This is a genomic window from Dyella sp. PARNA 12/25, assembly GCF_055702865.1.
Window position 1 is genome coordinate 885,983 of the sequence record NZ_JBVQCI010000001.1, and the last position, 17,124, is coordinate 903,106.

The window sequence follows — 17,124 nt, forward strand, 5'->3', positions numbered from 1 at the left end:
ACTTTCGCCACAGTGGGTGCGTCGCTATCCCAACGACGACAGGCCACCATAGCCCAGCCGGGCGCGCAGGCACAAGTTGCACTGCGGCTGGGCTGGCGGCCTGTCTTTTTCGCAAATTCGTTACCGGGATGGTGCACGGCCTCACCGGTCAGAACACCATATTGAGGGCAGCCTGAGGCGCCCAGTAAGCGGCGCTGTTATGTCCTGCAAAGCTGATCTGTGCGCCGACGATCAGGCCGACCGAGGCATTGAAGTTGTACTCCACGGCGGGAGCGACGCTGTAGGTCCAATGCGGAGGATTGCGCTGAACCACGTCGCCGCAAGCGCCCGTGGGCAGGCATTGCTGGCTGTTGATACGGGTTCCCTTCTGATGATCCCAGGTCACGTCAGCAGCCAACACCCAGTGACGGTCAAGCCCATACTCGAGCGACGCGGAAGCACCAAAGGAGGCGCCAAGCTTGGCCGTGCCGCGGAACCCGGCAGGGGTTCCGTGCGTGCTTGTGCCCTCAATGCGCACTTGCGATGGCGAAGGCCCCCAGGCGAGCAAAGCACGGAGACGCAATGGATGGTCGTTAGGAAGCCAGTACAGCTGTTGAGCGAACACCGAAAGCCGATTAGTCGATGAACCCGTGCCCGTGCCATTGAGCGGGTTGTCGCCGAGATGGTCGTATGTGCCTGTAGGGAAGGTATGGGTGTAACTCGCCGAGACGGCGGGTCCGGTGCCATCTGCGTTTGGCGCAACGAACATGTATTGCAGCATCACCGTTGTATCGGTGATGCGCGCGCCATCGCTGTGGTCTTTACCTGAAACGTTGTAAGCGCTTCCGGTAACCAGCTGAGCATTCAACCTGTTGGTGATGCCGACGGTGACGGGCGCCAGCAGTAGCCACTGGTGCGATCCAGGATGAACCGAACGGCGCTTGCCCTCGGTGTCGTAAAGCGCGTGAGATTCGGTGTAAACGAGATAGGGCTCAATGACCACCGTGCCGGCAGGCAACGCCGAGGCGTTCGGTGTCACAAGTGGGCCAGTGAAATTGGCCTTGCGCGTTTCGGCGGTGGCTGCCGTCACTACGCAAAATGTGAACAGGGCGGTGGCGACCTTACGCATGGGCGGGCCCGTCTTGGTGGAAGCGATGCGATGAGTAGTCCGAGTATTTCTTCGCGGACTGCCATCGATGCTAGAGAGCACGCCGGCTGCGCTTCTATCAGGCGAATCTGAAATAATGCGTGGGTGGAGGGTGCGATCGACGCCCCGATCATTCCTATCAAAGAAGTCACGCATGACCCCACTTCTTCATCAGTTTTACGACTATGCGCAGCAATGGCCGGACGAAACGGATATGCAGCACTTTGTTGATCTTCTCGCCGTCGGCGAGCACGGTTTTGTGCGCGAAAACCGAGAGGGTCATTTCACCGGTTCGGCCTGGCTGGTCAGCGCCGATGGCGAGCGTGTGCTGCTGACCCATCACCGCAAACTGGGCCGTTGGTTGCAGCTGGGTGGGCACGCGGATGGCGACACCGACCTTGCCCAGGTCGCTTTACGCGAGGCCGAAGAAGAGTCGGGGCTGGACAGGCTGAGCGTGGAATCGGCGCCGTTCGATCTGGATCGTCATCGCATTCCGGCGCGTGGTGCTGAGCCGGAACACTGGCACTACGACGTGCGTTACGTCGTCAGGGCGAGTTCCAATGAGGCGTACATCGTCAGCGGAGAATCGATCGCCCTGGCGTGGCGCTCCATCCGCGAGATTGCTGCGGACCCAACCAGTGACAAATCGCTGCGTCGCATGGCCGGCAAGTGGCTGCAACGAAATCTGTAGGAGCGCACCTTGTGCGCGACCGATGATGCCGCGAAGTTGGATCTTGCAGGTTACTTCAGCAGAGTACGTGGCTGGGGATGAGTTGGCCGCGTCGCGACAGCCAGCCCGATGTCGCGCACAGGGTGCGCTCCCACCACAGCGAGCCGGTCAACGCCTCAGGCGTATTTCGCCGGCGCGGGATTCAGATGGCCGCATTCCACGCAGGTGCGCGCGTCGATGGAGCGATAGAAGCGCTCGAACACCGGCGGAAAATCGTGCTCGATGCTGTCGAGGGTGAAGTATTCCTCGTACAGCTTGTGGTTGCAGCGTTCGCAATACCACATGAGGCCGTCTTTTTCGCCGGCGAGCCGGCGGCGTTCGATCACCAGGCCGATGGAGTCGGGCATGCGCTGCGGTGAGTGCGGCACGCAGGGCGGCAGGTAGAACATCTCTCCGGCACGGATGGGCAGGTCACGCGCCACGCCATCGTCCTGCACCTTGAGTACCATCTCGCCTTCAAGTTGATAGAAAAACTCGGGGCCTTCGTCGTAGTGATAGTCGGTGCGTGCGTTGGGGCCGCCAACGATCATCACGATGAAATCCCCATCGACGATGCACTTGTTGCCCACGGGTGGTTTGAGCAGGTGCCGGTGCTCGTCAATCCAGCGCTTCATGTCGATGGGAGGCATCAAAGCCATGGTGCGTTCCGTGAGAGAGGATGCCGACTACGGCGACAAGGCCAGAGTGTAAGCAGGGCGGTCTAGTCTATCCAGCGTCCCTCGTTGATCACCGCGTTCAGTCGTGCGAGCTCGCCTGAGAGGTCCAGGTTTTCCCCGGCAATCCACGCTTCGTCGTAATAGGTGCCGCTGTAGCGGTCCCCTCCGTCGCAGATCAGGGTGACCACCGGGCCGCGCTCCCCGCTGGCATTGAGCTCGGCCATCAGTTGCAGCGCGCCCACCAGGTTGGTGCCGGTGGAGCCGCCGCAGCGGCGCCCCAGCAGGGTTTCGAGCAGGCGCAGGGCAGCAATGGATGCCGCATCTGGAACGCGCATCATGCGGTCGATCACGCCGGGCATGAAGGAGGGTTCCACGCGGGGCCGGCCAATGCCTTCGATGCGAGAGCCGCGCGAGAGCTGCAGGCTTGCATCCCGGTTGCGGTAATAGTCGTAGAACACCGAGTGCTCGGGATCGACCACCGCCAGCCTGACCAGGCCGTGCTCGCCGCAGCGATAGCGAAGGTAGCGCCCGATGGTGGCCGAGGTGCCGCCGGTGCCCGCAGGCACCACGATCCAACGCGGGATGGGGTCGGGCTCGCGCTGCATCTGGCGGAAGATCGATTCGGCGATGTTGTTGTTGCCACGCCAATCGGTTGCCCGTTCTGCGTAGGTGAACTGGTCCATGTAGTGGCCGTTGAGTTCACTCGCCAATCGCTGCGCCGCGCCGTACACATCCGTATCGTCGATGAAGTGGCTGTGCCCACCGAAGAATTCGATCTGGGTCACCTTGTCGCGCGATGTGCTGCGAGGCATCACGGCGAAAAAGGGCAGGCCGAGCAAGCGTGCGAAATACGCTTCCGAGATCGCGGTGCTGCCGCTGGAGGCTTCCACCACTGGCCGGCCTTCTTCCAGCCAGCCGTTGCAGATGGCGTACAGGAACAGCGAGCGCGCCAAACGATGCTTGAGGCTGCCGGTGGGATGGACGGATTCGTCCTTGAGGTAAAGCGGAATGCCGGGGAAGGCGGGGAGATCCAGGCGGATCAAGTGCGTGTCGGCCGAGCGGTGGGCTTCGGCTTCCAGTATTTGGACGGCGCGGCGGGTCCAGGCGGCATGCATTTTTGCAGTCTAACGCCTGCATGTGAGTGCGACGTTGACATCGATCAGTGCAGAGCTGAACTCCCTCCCCTGGAGGGGAGAGGGAGTAAAAGGGGCTCAGACCTCCAGCGTTGCGAGGTCACCCTTTTCTTCCAGCCATGCTTTGCGGTCGCTCGCGCGCTTCTTGGCCAGCAGCATATCCATCAGCTTGGTGGTGCCGTCGTCGGTGTCGACGGTGAGCTGCACCAGGCGGCGAGTGTCCGGGTGGATGGTCGATTCGCGCAGCTGCCCCGGGTTCATTTCGCCCAGGCCCTTGAAGCGCGTAGTGCTGACCTGGCCCTTCATCTTTTCGCGCTGCACGCGCTCGAGCATGGCGTTCTTTTCGTTTTCGTCCAGGCAGTAGAACACCTGCTTGCCCACGTCCACGCGGAACAGCGGTGGCATCGCCACGAAGACGTGGCCTTCGCGCACCAGCGCGGGGAAATGCCTGAGGAACAGGGCGCTCAACAGCGTGGCGATGTGCAGGCCGTCGGAGTCAGCGTCGGCGAGGATGACCACCTTGCCGTAACGCAGGCCGGAAAGATCGTCCTTGCCCGGATCGCAGCCGATGGCCACGGCGAGGTTGTGCACTTCTTCCGAAGCGAGCACAGAGCCCGATTCCACTTCCCACGTATTGAGGATCTTGCCGCGCAGCGGCAGGATCGCCTGGAATTCTTTGTCACGCGCCTGCTTGGCGCTGCCGCCCGCCGAATCACCTTCCACCAGGAACAGCTCGGTGCGGGAGAGGTCGGTGGCGGTGCAGTCGGCGAGTTTGCCGGGCAGGGCGGGGCCCTGGGTGATCTTCTTGCGCACCACCTGCTTGGCGGCCTTGAGGCGTGCGCTGGCGCGTTCGATGGCGAGCTGCGCGATGCGCTCGCCAAGATCGACGTGCTGGTTGAGCCACAGGCTGAAGGCGTCGTGGATGACACCTTCCACCATGCCGGCGGCATTGCGCGACGACAGGCGCTCCTTGGTCTGGCCCGCGAACTGCGGATCCTGCAGCTTGGCCGACAGCACGAAAGCCAGGCGCTCCCACACGTCTTCCGGCGCCAGCTTCACGCCACGCGGCAGCAGGTTGCGGATATCGCAGAACTCGCGGATGGCATTGGTGAGGCCCGAGCGCAGGCCGTTCACATGCGTGCCGCCCTGTGCGGTGGGAATCAAGTTGACGTAGCTCTCCTGCACCAGCTCACCTTCCGGCAGCCAGGCGAGGGCGACATCGAGGCCGTCGGCCTCGCGCTGCACGTGGTGCACGAACAACTCGGCGGGAATCGCCTCGGCGTTGGACAGCTCATCGCGCAGGTAATCGCGCAGGCCATCTTCGTAGTACCACTCGTTGACGTCGCCGGTGGCCTCGTCGGTCAGCTTCACGTTGAGGCCGGCACACAGCACGGCCTTGGCGCGCAGCAGGTGGCGCAGCTTGCCCAGCGAGATCTTGGGGGAGTCGAAATACTTCGGGTCGGCCCAGAAGCGCACGGTGGTGCCGGTCTTCTTCTTGGGAACGGTGCCGATCACTTCGAGCTCGCTGGCGCGATCGCCGTTCTCGAAGGCCATGCGGTATTCGTTGCCGTCGCGGCGGATGGTGACTTCCACGCGGTTGGACAGCGCGTTCACCACCGACACGCCCACGCCGTGCAGACCGCCAGAGAAGTTGTAGTTCTTGCCGGAGAACTTGCCGCCCGCATGCAGGCGCGTAAGGATCAGTTCAACGCCAGGCACACCTTCTTCCGGGTGGATATCCACCGGCATGCCGCGGCCGTCGTCGGACACTTCGACCGAGCCGTCGGTATGCACGATCACCTCGATCGACTTGGCGTGGCCGGCGAGGGCTTCGTCCACCGAGTTGTCGATGACTTCCTGCGCCAGATGGTTCGGGCGGGAGGTGTCCGTATACATGCCGGGGCGGCGCTTGACCGGGTCAAGGCCAGAGAGGACTTCAATGTCGGCGGCGTTGTAGCGACTGCTCATGGGAGGGCGTTCAGCGTGATTAGGCCGGGGAGGATGGGGTGCCCGGGCGGGGCGGTCAAGCGTTTCAAGAAGCCAATGTAGGAGCGCACTTGCGCGCGACCAGCGTTGCGGCAGGGCGGTCGCGCACAAGTGCGCCCCTACATAGAGGGGCTAGGCCAGCGGTGCACAGTGGCGCTCCAGCCACATCAAATCCGCATCCTCCAGCAAGGGAGCCAGGGCGGCGCGTACGGTGGCGTGGTAGTCGTCCAGCCAGGCGCGCTCCTCCGGGTTCAGCAGGCCCGGCTCTAGCGCGCGCCGGTCGAACGGGCACAGGGTCAGCGTTTCGAAAGCGTAGAACTCGCCAAACTCCGTCTTGTCCGCTTCGACCACCACCGCGAGGTTCTCGTGACGGATGCCATGGCGGCCAGGCTTGTAGAGGCCGGGTTCGATCGAGGTGATCATGCCCGGCTCCAGCGACACCAGCGTGGCGCCGGAAGATGGCGGACGAATGCCGTGCGGGCCTTCGTGCACATTAAGGAAGTAGCCGACGCCGTGGCCGGTGCCGTGGCCGTAGTCCATGCCGCTGGCCCAGAGTGGGGCGCGGGCGAGGGCGTCAAGCTGTGGGCCGCTGGCGCCCTTGGGGAAGCGCGCGCGGCTGAGCGAGATCATGCCCTTCATCACCAAGGTGGCGTCGCGCCGTTGTTCGATGGTGGTTTCACCCAGGGCGAGCACGCGCGTGATGTCGGTGGTGCCGCCAAGGTACTGCCCACCCGAGTCGATCAGCAGCAGGCCCTGCGGTTTCAGCGCGCTGTGCGCTTCCGGCGTGGCGCGATAGTGAGGCAATGCGCCATTGGCCTGATAGCCGGCAATGGTGGAGAAGCTCTCGCCGACGAAGTTGGGCTGGGCCGAGCGCTCCTCGAGCAGCAGCGCGTCCACATCCATTTCGCTCTGGGCCATGCCCGCGGTGACGCGTTCTTCCAGTCGTCGGAAGGCGCGTGCCAATGCCGCACCGTCGCGGCGCATCACGTCGCGGATATGGTCCAGCTCGGCTTCGGTTTTGCGCGCCTTGAACAGCGTGGAGGGGTTGGCGGCCTCAACGATCTGCGCCGAGGAGGGAATGGACGAAGCGACAGCCACCACGACGCGGCTGCTATCGAGCAGCAGGCGATCCTGCGCACCAAGTTCGGAGAGCGCATCGGTGACCGTTGCATAGTCGGCAATGCGCACCTGGTCCGCGCTGAGCGCGCTCACCAAGGCATCAGTGAGCTTGCCTCGACCGACGAACAGCGTGGCGTGGCCTTCAGCCCTCACTAATAGATGGGCAAGAAAGACCGGGTTGCACTCCACATCGCTGCCACGCAGGTTGGTCAGCCATGCGATGTCGTCCAGGCTCGAAACCAGATGATGCGTGGCACCGAGCTTGCGCATGGCGGTACGCAGCCGGCCCAGCTTCTCGCTGCGCGGCTGGGTGGCGTAGCGCTGCGGGTGCTCCACCACGGGGGCGTTGGGCAGGGGCGGGCGATCCGGCCAGATCTGGGCGGGAAGGTCGAGGTCGGTACGCAGGCGGGCGCCTGCGCTTTCGAGTCGGCGCTCGAGCTGGCGTGCCGTCGTTACTGAAAGGCTGTCACCCGCCACCGCAAGCGTCTGACCCGGCTGGAGATGTTGCTGCAGCCATTCAACATGCTCCGGCGCGTGTGCTATCCGCTGTTTCATCAGCTCGATGCCGCTACCGGCCAATTCCGCAACGGCCTGGGCGAAATAGCGACCATCGGTCCACAAGCCGGCGTGGTCCTGCGTCACCACCAGCGTGCCCGCCGAGCCGGTGAAGCCGGACAGCCAGACCCGAGCCTGCCAGTGCCCGGGCAGGTACTCGGAAAGGTGCGGGTCGGCCGTCGGAACAAGGCAGGCAGCGACGCCCTGTTGCTTCATGGCGTGCCGCAGGGCGGTCAGTTTTGCGGGCGAAGTCGGATCCATTGGCGCATGGTAGCAGGGCTGTCGCACCGTCGATTTCGCGGTTTTTCTACCAAAGTCGACGGTTGAATGCGGGTGCGCGCACTTGCATTTTTTAGTCAAGTCGCCGCAGTCGCCTGCGCAAAAATTTGCCCCTGCGGCATTGTGTCCCAAAGGCGTTCAAACACGAACCTAACATGGCTACCATGCCGCGTCCCCACGCTGCACCCCAGGTAGTCAGTGAATATGCATGCCCTTTTTTCGCGCTTGCGCTACGCAGGCGTAGGCGCCGCTGTGTTCCTCAGCGGTTGCAATCTGGAAGTTCTCACGCCTAAGGGCGATATCGGCGCCCAGGAAAAGTCGCTCATTCTGATTGCGCTGGGCTTGATGGCCATCGTGGCGATCCCCGTTATCGCGATGACGTTGTGGTTCCCCTGGCGTTACCGCTCCGGCAACAAGAAGGCCACCTACGCGCCGACCTGGTCGCACTCGACCAAGATCGAAGTGGTGGTGTGGACCATCCCGGCCATCATCGTCGCCATTCTCGCGACCATCACCTGGACCAGCTCGCATGCGCTGGATCCGTACAAGCCGCTGGAGTCCGAAGCCAAGCCGGTGACGGTGCAGGTGGTGTCGATGGATTGGAAGTGGCTGTTCGTCTACCCGGAATACGGCGTGGCCTCGGTCAACGAGCTGGCTTTCCCGACCGACCGCCCGGTGAATTTCCAGATCACCTCCGATTCGGTGATGAACGCCTTCTTCATTCCGCAGCTGGGCAGCCAGATCTACGCGATGGCCGGCATGGAAACCAAGCTGCACCTGATCGCACGCGAGCCGGGCACCTATGAAGGTCTCTCGTCCAACTTCAGTGGCGAAGGTTTTTCGGACATGCATTTCCAGGCCATCGCCACTACGGAAGATGGCTTCAAGGACTGGATCGCCAAGGCCAAGGCTGCACCGCTCGTGCTTGACGTCGACAGCTACAAGTCGCTGGCGAAGCCGAGCGAGAAAGCACCGGTGGCCTACTACGGCACCGTGACGCCGGGCCTGTTCGCCAGCGTCATCAACAAGCATATGGGCGACATGTCCCACGACGCTGCCACGCACGGCGAGATGCCGATGCAGATGCAGCACGACATGTCGCAGGAAAGCATGCAGATGGACATGCAGCACCACGAGGACGGGGAAGCTGTTTCCTCGAACATCACCCCGGCCAAGGCAGAGAAGTAAGCCATGTTTGGAAAGCTCACCCTTGAGGCGATTCCGTATCACGAGCCCATCGTGATGATCACGCTGGCTGCCGTTGTCCTTGGCGGCCTGGCGACGCTCGCCGCTCTTACCAAGTTCCGTCTGTGGGGCTACCTGTGGACCGAGTGGTTCACCTCGGTGGACCACAAGAAGATCGGCATCATGTACGTCATCGTGGCGCTGGTCATGCTGATGCGCGGCTTTGCCGACGCCGTGATGATGCGTCTGCAGCAGGCCATGGCCGCTTCCGATGCGGCCGGCTATCTGCCGCCACACCACTTCGATCAGGTGTTCACCGCGCACGGCGTCATCATGATCTTCTTCGTGGCGATGCCGCTCATCACCGGTCTCATGAACCTGGTGGTGCCGCTGCAGATCGGCGCGCGCGACGTGGCCTATCCGTTCCTGAACTCGCTCAGCTTCTGGCTGTTCTTGTCGGGCGTGGTGCTGGTGATGATGTCGCTGTTCGTCGGCGACTTCGCTGCGACCGGCTGGCTGGCGTATCCGCCGCTGTCGGGCCTGCAATACAGCCCAACGGTCGGCGTGGATTACTACATCTGGGCACTGCAGCTATCCGGTCTGGGTACCACGCTGAGCGGCATCAACTTCATCGTGACCATCATGAAGATGCGCACGCCCGGCATGACGCTGATGAAGATGCCGGTGTTCACCTGGACCGCGCTGGTCACCAACATTCTGATCGTGGCCGCGTTCCCGATCCTCACGGTGACGCTGGCGCTGCTCACGGCTGACCGTTACCTCGACATGCACTTCTTCACGAACGAGCTTGGCGGCAACGCCATGATGTACGTGAACCTGATCTGGATCTGGGGCCACCCTGAGGTCTACATCCTGGTGCTGCCGTGCTTCGGCGCGTTCTCGGAAATCGTTGCCACGTTCTCCAAGAAGCCGCTGTTCGGCTACAAGTCGATGGTGTACGCCACCTCGGCTATCGGCGTGCTGTCGTTCCTGGTGTGGCTGCACCACTTCTTCACCATGGGTTCGGGCGCCAACGTCAATGCCTTCTTCGGCATCATGACGATGATCATCTCTGTGCCCACCGGTGCGAAGCTGTTCAACTGGCTGTTCACCATGTACCGCGGTCGCGTGCAGTTCACCGTGCCGATGCTGTGGACGGTGGGCTTCATGGTCACCTTCGTGATCGGCGGCGTCACCGGCGTGCTGCTGGCGGTGCCGGGTGCGGACTTCGTGCTGCACAACAGCGTGTTCCTGATCGCGCACTTCCACAACGTGATCATCGGCGGCGTGGTGTTCGGCTGTCTTGCCGCGATCAACTACTGGTTCCCGAAGGCATTCGGCTTCCGCCTCAACGAGCGCTGGGGCAAGTGGTCGTTCTGGTGCTGGCTGGTTGGCTTCTACCTCGCCTTCATGCCGCTGTACATCTTGGGTCTGAAGGGCATGACCCGCCGCATGAACCACTACGCCAACCCGGAGTGGCAGCCGTACCTGGTCGTCGCCGCCATCGGTGCGGCAGTGATCGCGGCCGGCATCTTCTTCACCGTGCTGCAGTTCTACGTCAGCGTGCGTGACCGCAAGAAGCTCACCGATCCCAGCGGCGACCCGTGGGGTGGCCGCACCCTGGAATGGTCCATCAGCTCGCCGGCACCGTTCTACAACTTCGCAACGCTTCCCCAGGTCCGCGATCTGGACCAGTTCTGGGAAGACAAACAAAACGGAGTCGCTTACGTGCAACCTGCCAAGTACGAAGACATTCACATGCCCCGCAACACCGGCGTCGGTGTGGTCATGGGTGCGTTCGGTACGGTCCTGGGCTTTGCGCTCGTGTGGCACATCTGGTGGCTGGCGGCCGTGGGCCTGCTGGGCATGATCGGTGCGTTCATCGTCCGCGCTTACGACCGTGACGTGGATTACTGGGTGCCGGCGGCCGAGGTCGAGAAGATCGAGCGTTCGCGTCACGCCCAGCTCAAGCAGTTCCAGACCACGCAGGTGGCTCCGGTGGCTGCGCCCTCGCGTCAGAAGGTGGCGTAATCCATGAGCAGTGCAGCAGTTAGCGTCACTCATGGCGCAGTGGACGGCGTCGGCCACGGCGGCGGCGTCGATCACCACCATCACGACGACGGATCCAAGACCCTGCTGGGTTTCTGGATCTACCTGATGAGCGACTGCCTGATCTTTTCAGGCTTGTTCGCTACGTTTGCCGTGCTGGCCAACAGCACGGCGGGCGGTCCGACCGGCAAAGAGCTGTTCGATCTGAAGTACGTGCTCGGCGAGACCATGCTGCTGCTGATCTCGTCGGTCACCTTCGGCATGGCCATGCTCAACATGCATGCCGGTCGCAAGGGCAAGGTGCTGGCGTGGCTGGCGGTGACCTTCGTGTTCGGTGCCGGCTTTATCGGCATGGAAGTCTACGAATTCGCCAACCTCATCCATGAGGGTGCGGGCCCGAGCCGCAGCGCGTTCCTGTCGAGCTATTTCACCCTGGTGGGCACGCATGGTCTGCACGTGACCTGCGGCCTGATCTGGCTGGCGGTGATGATGCACATGATCAGCCGCTTCGGTCTCAACGACATGACCCGTCGTCGCCTGTCGTGCCTGAGCCTGTTCTGGCACTTCCTCGACATCGTCTGGATCTGCGTCTTTACCTTTGTCTACCTGCGGGGGGCCATCTGATGTCCGGCAACCACCATTCCCACGATGCGGCCCATCACGGCGCCGAGCATGCCGACCACGGCAGCACTAAGTCCTACCTGATTGGCTTCGCGCTGTCGGTGGTGCTGACCCTGGCCTCGTTCGGCGTGGTCATGAGCGGCATGGTGCCGCACAACCTGATGATGCCCGGCATCATCGTGTTCGGTGTGGCCCAGCTGGTTGTGCAGCTGGTGTTCTTCCTGCACATGGGTACGTCGCCGTCGCAGCGCGGCAACCTCGCCATCATGCTGTTCACCATCCTGATCCTGGCCATCGTGGTGGTCGGTTCGCTGTGGGTGCTGCACAACATGAACGTGAACATGATGCACCCGACGTCGCAGATGATGCCGGTCGAGTAAGGCCGTCATTGCGGAAGTTCGGAACAAAGGCGCCTTTGGGCGCCTTTGTTTTTCTGCGCAGCCTTGGCGTCATGGTGCGGTCGACGCCTCAGCACCCACGCTCGTCATTCCGGCGCAGGCCGGGATCTAGTGGCGACTGCAGTCGGTTGTCGCGGCAGCGCTCAACGCAATCCGGCGAAAACCGTCGCGCACGGTTACTGGATTCCGGCCTGCGCCGGAATGACGGTGAGGGGCAGGAAGGGGTGGGCGGCGGGAGGATGGTGACCCCCAACTTGAACAACCCAGTCATCTAGGCCGCTGTAAACCCTCGCAGCCAGACCGTTCTTCCTCTAAAATGCCGATTTCCAGCACGGCTGCATCCCATGACCCCCCTGATTTTCGTCACCGGCGGTGTGGTGTCCTCTCTTGGCAAGGGCATCGCCGCGGCGTCGCTGGCTTCCATTCTGGAAGCGCGTGGCCTCTCGGTCACCATGATGAAGCTGGATCCCTACATCAACGTGGATCCCGGCACCATGAGTCCCTTCCAGCACGGCGAGGTCTATGTGACCGACGACGGCGCGGAGACCGACCTGGACCTGGGCCACTACGAGCGCTTCGTCAACACCCGTCTCACGGGCAAGAATTCCATCACGACCGGCAAGATCTACGAATCGGTGATCCGCAAGGAGCGCCGCGGCGACTATCTGGGCGCCACCGTGCAGGTCATCCCGCACATCACCGACGAGATCAAGCACTGCATCCACGAGGCCACGCGCGGCTTCGACGTGGCGATGGTGGAGATCGGCGGCACGGTGGGTGACATCGAGTCGCTGCCCTTCCTGGAGGCCATCCGCCAGCTGCGCATCGAACATGGCCCGGAGAAGGTGATGTTCATGCACCTGACCCTGGTGCCGTACATCAAGGCCGCCGGCGAGATCAAAACCAAGCCCACCCAGCACTCCGTGAAGGAGTTGCGCTCCATCGGTATCCAGCCGGACGTGCTGCTGTGCCGCTGCGAGCAGCCGCTGCCGGACGGCGAGCGCCGCAAGATCGCCCTGTTCACCAACGTTCCCGAGAACGCGGTGATCAGCGCGGCGGACGTGGACATCATCTACAAGCAGCCCTTGTGGCTGCACAAGCAGGGCCTCGACGAGATCGTGGTCAAGCGTCTGGGCCTGCAGGCCGGTCCGGCCGACCTGTCCTCGTGGCAGCGCACGGTCGACGCCGTGGAGCACCCGAAGGATGAGGTCAACGTCGCTATCGTCGGCAAGTACGTCGAGCACAAGGACGCCTACAAGTCCCTGGGCGAAGCGTTGCGCCACGGCGGCATCAAACAGCTCACCCGCGTCAATCTCAACTGGGTTGATTCGGAGCAGGTCGAGGCCGAAGGCGCCGCCAAGGTGCTCGGCAATGCCGACGCCATCCTGGTGCCGGGCGGCTTCGGCAAGCGCGGCTTTGAAGGCAAGGTGCTGGCCGCCAAGTACGCCCGCGAAAAGGGCGTGCCGTATTTCGGCATCTGCTACGGCATGCATGCCGCCGTGGTGGATTTTGCCCGTAACGTGGCCGGCCTCAGCGCCGCCGATTCCAGCGAAAACGACCGCAACACGCCGGACCCGGTGATCGCGCTGATCACCGAGTGGACCACCGCCACCGGCGAAGTCGAGCAGCGCAACGAGCGCTCCGACCTCGGCGGCACCATGCGCCTGGGTGCGCAGGAATGCCGCCTCAAGGCCGGCACGCTGGCACGCCAGCTGTACGGCCAGGACGTGGTGCGCGAACGTCATCGTCACCGTTACGAGTTCAACAACCGCTACCGTCAGCCGTTCGAAGACCTGGGTCTGGTGATTTCGGGCAAGTCGATGGACGACCTGCTGGTGGAGATCGTCGAGCTGCCGCAGCAGAAGCACCCGTGGTTCCTCGGCTGCCAGGCGCACCCGGAATTCACCTCCACCCCACGCGATGGCCACCCGTTGTTCATCGGTTTCGTGCAGGCCGCCCGCGAGTTCAAGGCGGTGCGCGAGGGTGAGCGTCTGGCCAAGGAGTCTGTCGCATGAAGTTGTGTGGATTCGACGTCGGCCTGGACAAGCCGCTGTTCCTGATTGCCGGTCCCTGCGTGGTCGAATCCGAACAGCTGCAGATGGACACCGCCGGCAAGCTCAAGGAAATCACCGGCAAGCTCGGCATCAACTTCATCTTCAAGTCCAGCTTCGACAAGGCCAACCGTTCGTCGGGCACCAGCTTCCGTGGCCCCGGCCTGGAAGCGGGCCTGAAGATTCTGGGCGAAGTGAAGCGCCAGCTCGGCGTGCCCGTGCTCACCGACGTGCACGAATACACGCCGATGAACGAAGTGGCCTCGGTGGTCGACGTGCTGCAGACGCCGGCCTTCCTGTGTCGCCAGACCGACTTCATCCAGAACGTGGCGCGCGCCGGCAAGCCGGTGAACATCAAGAAGGGCCAGTTCCTTTCGCCGTGGGACATGAAGAACGTCGTCGACAAGGCCAAGGCCGTCGGCAACGACGACATCATGGTCTGCGAGCGCGGCGCCAGCTTCGGCTACAACAATCTCGTCTCGGACATGCGTTCGCTGAGCGTCATGCGCGACACCGGTTGCCCGGTGGTATTCGACGCCACGCATTCGGTGCAGCTGCCGGGCGGGCAGGGCACCAGCTCGGGTGGTCAGCGTGAATTCGTACCGGTGCTGGCGCGTGCGGCAGTGGCCGTGGGCGTCGCCGGCCTGTTCGCCGAAACGCACCCGAACCCGAAAAAAGCACTCAGCGACGGCCCCAACGCCTGGCCGCTGGGCAAGATGGAAGCGCTGCTGGAAACCCTGCTCGAGCTCGACCAGGTCACCAAGCGCCACACGTTACTGGAACACACGCTCTGATTCGTCGCGGGGAAGCGAATGAAGCGAAATCCCCGCGCATCAGGCAGGATGTTCTCAACCGCTTCAGTCACTTCATCAACGCTACGGACACCATGAGCACCGAAATCACCCGCATCCACGCCCGTGAAATCCTCGATTCCCGCGGTAACCCCACGCTTGAAGCCGAAGTGACCCTGGCCGGCGGCGGCTTCGGTCGCGCGGCCGTGCCGAGCGGCGCCTCCACCGGCTCGCGTGAAGCCGTTGAGCTGCGCGACGGCGACAAGTCGCGTTACCTGGGCAAGGGCGTGAAGAGCGCGGTGCTCAACGTCAACAACTCCATCGCCAGCGAGCTGAAGGGCTTCGACGCCGCCAATCAGGGTGGCCTGGACGCCAAGCTGATCAACCTCGACGGCACGCCGAACAAGGGCAAGCTGGGCGCCAATGCCATCCTCGGCGTCTCCATGGCCGCCGCTCACGCCGTTGCTGCGCAGAACCGCCAGCCGCTGTGGCAGTACCTCGCCACCATCAACGGCACCACCGGCAAGCCGGGTGCGCTGCCGGTGCCGATGATGAACATCATCAACGGCGGTGCGCATGCCGACAACAACGTCGACGTGCAGGAATTCATGATCCTTCCCGTGGGCGCTTCCAGCTTCTCCGAAGCACTGCGCGCCGGTACCGAAGTGTTCCACGCGTTGAAGAGCGTGTTGAAGGGCAAGGGCCTCAACACCGCAGTGGGCGACGAAGGCGGCTTCGCGCCCAACCTGCGTTCCAACATCGAAGCGCTGGACACCATCCTCGAAGCCATCATCAAGGCTGGCTACAAGGTCGGCAGCGACATCCTGCTTGGTCTCGACGTCGCCAGCTCCGAGTTCTTCAAGGACGGCAAGTACGACCTCGAAGGTGAGGGCAAGGTCTACACCCCGGAACAGTGGGTTGACGTGCTGGCCAGCTGGGCCAAGCAGTACCCCATCGTCACCATCGAAGACGGCATGGCCGAAGGCGATTGGGCCGGCTGGAAGCACCTCACCGACGCCATCGGCAAGAACGTGCAGCTGGTGGGCGACGATCTGTTCGTCACCAACCCGACCATCTTCAAGGAAGGCATCGACAAGCAGATTGCCAATGCCATCCTGATTAAGGTGAACCAGGTCGGCACGCTGTCCGAGACGCTCGAAGCCATCGCCATGGCCGACGCTGCCAAGTACGCCGCGATCGTGTCGCATCGCTCGGGCGAGACGGAAGACACCACCATCGCCGACATCGCCGTGGCGACCACGGCAACCCAGATCAAGACCGGTTCGCTGTGCCGCACCGACCGCGTGGCCAAGTACAACCAGCTGCTGCGCATCGAGGAAGCATTGGGTTCGGCCGCCAAGTACGCCGGTCGCAACGCATTCCCCAACCTGACCAGCCTGCCGGGCTGATAGGGAGCGCGAACCGCCCATGCTGCGTTGGGTTGCCCTGATCCTGATCCTGGTGTTGATCGCTCTGCAGATGAAACTGTGGAACGGCAACGGTGGCGTGCATGAGGTGGAAACCCTGCGCGCCGCTGTCACCAGGCAGGGCGAAGACAACGACAAGCTGCAGGCGCGCAATCAGGCGCTGGGTGCTGACGTGGACGACCTGAAGCATGGCAATCAGGCCGTCGAAGCGCGCGCGCGCGCCGAGCTTGGCCTGATCAAGCCGGGCGAGACGTTCTATCAGGTGGTCGAAAAGCCGGGCGCCAACCAGGCGCCCGCGCCGTCCACTTCCACTGGTGGCCGTTGAACATGGCGTCCTTGTGGTGTGTGGTGCCGGCAGCAGGGCGCGGTACGCGCGTCGGCGGTGACATTCCCAAGCAGTACCTGCCACTGGCAGGCAAGCCGCTGATCCTGCACACGCTGGAGCATTTGGCGGCACATCCTCAGATTGCCGGTTTGATGGTCGTGCTCGGCAGTAAGGACGAGTATTGGCCCGGTGTCGCCGAGCTTGGTGGCAAGCCGGTGCTCACTACTCTCGGTGGCGCCGAGCGTTGCGATTCCGTGCTTGCTGGTTTGCGCGCGCTTCCCGCCGATGTGGCGGATAGCGACTTTGTGCTGGTGCATGACGCGGCGCGCCCCTGCGTGCGCGAAGCGGACATCCGCCGACTGATTGAACTAGGTGTGCCTGCAGGCGGTGGCTTGCTGGGGGCGCCGTTGCGCGACACGCTCAAGCGTGCAGGCAGTGACGGGCGCAGCCAGGAAACCGAACCACGCGACCATCGCTGGCGTGCCTTCACGCCGCAGATGTTTCGTCGTGGTGAACTGTCGGCCGCCTTGCTTGCCGCGTCGGTAGCCGGCGTCACGGTGAGCGACGAGGCAATGGCGATGGAACGAGCGGGTTTTGCACCATTGTTGGTCGAAGGCGCCGAAGACAATATCAAGGTAACCACGGCGACGGATTTTGCGTTGGCCGAGTTCCTGTTGCCGCGAACCAGGTAAG

At 63.2% G+C, this 17,124-nt stretch carries 15 protein-coding genes; 10 read left to right on the forward strand and 5 right to left on the reverse strand.

Features of this window, described 5'->3' with window-relative positions; translation table 11 throughout:
* Positions 1-148 precede the first annotated feature (148 nt).
* Positions 149-1,108 (reverse strand): hypothetical protein, encoded by a 960-nt coding sequence (locus AC0GUR_RS04230; RefSeq protein ID WP_472876219.1) that lies wholly within the window; start codon positions 1,106-1,108, stop codon positions 149-151.
* Between the two features lie 172 nt (positions 1,109-1,280).
* On the opposite strand from AC0GUR_RS04230, the gene AC0GUR_RS04235 reads away from it, so the two are divergent.
* Complete coding sequence (locus AC0GUR_RS04235) at positions 1,281-1,817, forward strand: NUDIX hydrolase (protein ID WP_472876220.1); 537 nt, start codon at positions 1,281-1,283, stop codon at positions 1,815-1,817.
* Between the two features lie 155 nt (positions 1,818-1,972).
* Here AC0GUR_RS04235 and AC0GUR_RS04240 read toward each other — a convergent pair whose 3' ends face one another.
* The 4 genes from AC0GUR_RS04240 to AC0GUR_RS04255 all read right to left on the reverse strand — a co-directional run bounded on the left by AC0GUR_RS04240 (position 1,973) and on the right by AC0GUR_RS04255 (position 7,566).
* Positions 1,973-2,494 (reverse strand): 3-hydroxyanthranilate 3,4-dioxygenase, encoded by a 522-nt coding sequence (locus AC0GUR_RS04240; RefSeq protein ID WP_472876221.1) that lies wholly within the window; start codon positions 2,492-2,494, stop codon positions 1,973-1,975.
* A 62-nt stretch (positions 2,495-2,556) separates the two neighbouring features.
* Positions 2,557-3,627, reverse strand: coding sequence for a PLP-dependent cysteine synthase family protein (locus tag AC0GUR_RS04245; RefSeq protein WP_472876222.1), 1,071 nt, complete (start codon positions 3,625-3,627; stop codon positions 2,557-2,559).
* A 96-nt stretch (positions 3,628-3,723) separates the two neighbouring features.
* Positions 3,724-5,613 carry a DNA topoisomerase IV subunit B gene (gene parE, locus AC0GUR_RS04250; protein ID WP_472876223.1) on the reverse strand — a complete coding sequence of 630 codons (1,890 nt, stop codon included), beginning with the start codon at positions 5,611-5,613 and terminating at the stop codon, positions 3,724-3,726.
* Between the two features lie 150 nt (positions 5,614-5,763).
* Positions 5,764-7,566 carry an aminopeptidase P family N-terminal domain-containing protein gene (locus AC0GUR_RS04255; protein ID WP_472876224.1) on the reverse strand — a complete coding sequence of 601 codons (1,803 nt, stop codon included), beginning with the start codon at positions 7,564-7,566 and terminating at the stop codon, positions 5,764-5,766.
* 222 nt (positions 7,567-7,788) lie between these two features.
* Between AC0GUR_RS04255 and cyoA the strand changes: the two genes are divergently transcribed.
* From cyoA to ispD, 9 genes are all read left to right on the forward strand, one after another.
* The gene (cyoA, locus tag AC0GUR_RS04260; protein WP_472876225.1) at positions 7,789-8,772 is read left to right on the forward strand and encodes a ubiquinol oxidase subunit II; all 984 of its coding nucleotides are present in this window, start codon (positions 7,789-7,791) and stop codon (positions 8,770-8,772) included.
* Between the two features lie 3 nt (positions 8,773-8,775).
* A complete protein-coding gene (gene cyoB / locus AC0GUR_RS04265) occupies positions 8,776-10,800 on the forward strand; it encodes a cytochrome o ubiquinol oxidase subunit I (protein WP_472876226.1) in 2,025 nt (674 codons plus the stop codon).
* Between the two features lie 3 nt (positions 10,801-10,803).
* Positions 10,804-11,442 carry a cytochrome o ubiquinol oxidase subunit III gene (cyoC, locus tag AC0GUR_RS04270; protein ID WP_472876227.1) on the forward strand — a complete coding sequence of 213 codons (639 nt, stop codon included), beginning with the start codon at positions 10,804-10,806 and terminating at the stop codon, positions 11,440-11,442.
* Positions 11,442-11,819 (forward strand): cytochrome o ubiquinol oxidase subunit IV, encoded by a 378-nt coding sequence (cyoD, locus tag AC0GUR_RS04275; RefSeq protein ID WP_472876228.1) that lies wholly within the window; start codon positions 11,442-11,444, stop codon positions 11,817-11,819. Before cyoC ends, cyoD begins: the two co-directional genes overlap by 1 nt.
* 362 nt (positions 11,820-12,181) lie before the next feature.
* Positions 12,182-13,852 (forward strand): CTP synthase, encoded by a 1,671-nt coding sequence (locus AC0GUR_RS04280; protein WP_472876229.1) that lies wholly within the window; start codon positions 12,182-12,184, stop codon positions 13,850-13,852.
* Positions 13,849-14,682, forward strand: coding sequence for a 3-deoxy-8-phosphooctulonate synthase (gene kdsA, locus AC0GUR_RS04285; RefSeq protein ID WP_472876230.1), 834 nt, complete (start codon positions 13,849-13,851; stop codon positions 14,680-14,682). Before AC0GUR_RS04280 ends, kdsA begins: the two co-directional genes overlap by 4 nt.
* 92 nt (positions 14,683-14,774) lie before the next feature.
* Complete coding sequence (eno, locus tag AC0GUR_RS04290; RefSeq protein ID WP_472876231.1) at positions 14,775-16,088, forward strand: phosphopyruvate hydratase; 1,314 nt, start codon at positions 14,775-14,777, stop codon at positions 16,086-16,088.
* A gap of 19 nt (positions 16,089-16,107) precedes the next feature.
* Positions 16,108-16,431, forward strand: a complete 324-nt coding sequence (gene ftsB, locus AC0GUR_RS04295; protein ID WP_472876232.1) for a cell division protein FtsB — start codon at positions 16,108-16,110, stop codon at positions 16,429-16,431.
* 2 nt (positions 16,432-16,433) lie between these two features.
* Positions 16,434-17,123, forward strand: coding sequence for a 2-C-methyl-D-erythritol 4-phosphate cytidylyltransferase (gene ispD / locus AC0GUR_RS04300; protein ID WP_472876233.1), 690 nt, complete (start codon positions 16,434-16,436; stop codon positions 17,121-17,123).
* Position 17,124 lies beyond the last annotated feature (1 nt).